Consider the following 1,152-nt stretch of genomic DNA (forward strand, 5'->3'; position numbering starts at 1 on the left):
AACTCGGGGCGATTCAATCACCATAAAATCAAACTTATCTATACATAAGCCATTAGCGCAGAGGTCATTTTCATGGTGCGAATAATAACGCTCTTTACCATCGGTATGACTCGTTAATATATAAGCCCCCGCTTGTTTACTGGTTGATTCTGGCGGCAAATAAGCTTTACCTTGTGCTTTGTAGCCGTATTGAATAAGCAACTCATGCCATGAATAAGCACTGTTTACAGCATCTATAATAGAAACCTGATTACCTATTAACTCTGTTTGATAAGCTGGCTTTATAGGCAGACTAATAGCCTGTTCTAGCTCTTTGCTTTGCTCTGCTTCAAATTGCTGTGCGTCCTTGTAAAGCTGAGAGCTTTCAACATTAAGCGCCCTACCTTCTGCAATTTTAAATTGGTAGCTATCATCTTTTAAACGTACAGGTAAATACATAATTTGCTGTGGACGCTTAGCGCAATCATCAGCGTTAAAAATATAACTCAAATAGCTTTCCATAGCTGCCCATACCTTATAAGTAATAGAAGCGGCTAGTTCTATATAAACTCTGTAACGGTTTGTTGTGGCCTGTTGCTGGTGGCTTGCTGTGGTATGAATTATGTATGACTCTATACACATGCTCTCTAGCATATCGGCAATAGTAGCTAACTCTAGGTTAGTATCGTCTAAATCAAGCCTTAGCAATGTAAAGCTATCATGTAAGAGTATTGACTCTTTTGTTTTATTGGGCGCATCGGTGGCCGCTATAACGGCCGATTTAGCTTTAGCCTCCTTAGGTGTTAATGCGCCTAAGCTTTGAGGGCTTGTAACATTTAGCTTTAACGCATGCCAATTTATATAACTAAAGTCAGCGGTGACATTGTGGCTTTTAGCGTGTAAGAATTTAAGCATGTTTAAGCCCCCTACTAAAAATAATACTTACAAGAAACATGCTTATACTGGCGGTAGCGCTCAGCAATGTTTTAAGTTTATTGATATAATAGAGGCCACAACATAGATTTTTAATAAGCCCTTTGTCGAGGGCTTTTTTATGCTCAATCATAAAGCCCCCGATTTAATCAAAGAGAAAGATAACGCCACTAATACCACTATTTGAAAAATTAAATATATTATTAAAATTAAAACTTCACTTGAATCGCCCCGAGTTCA

Annotated in this window: 1 protein-coding gene; it reads right to left on the bottom strand. The window is 38.2% G+C overall.

The genetic code is table 11. The features are described from left to right. Positions 1-894 (bottom strand): hypothetical protein (locus CWB65_RS17735; protein WP_138741119.1); only part of this gene is annotated, 894 nt, incomplete at its 3' end. Positions 895-1,152 lie beyond the last annotated feature (258 nt).

Source organism: Pseudoalteromonas sp. S554 (assembly GCF_005930865.1).
Classification (GTDB): Bacteria; Pseudomonadota; Gammaproteobacteria; order Enterobacterales; family Alteromonadaceae; genus Pseudoalteromonas; species Pseudoalteromonas marina.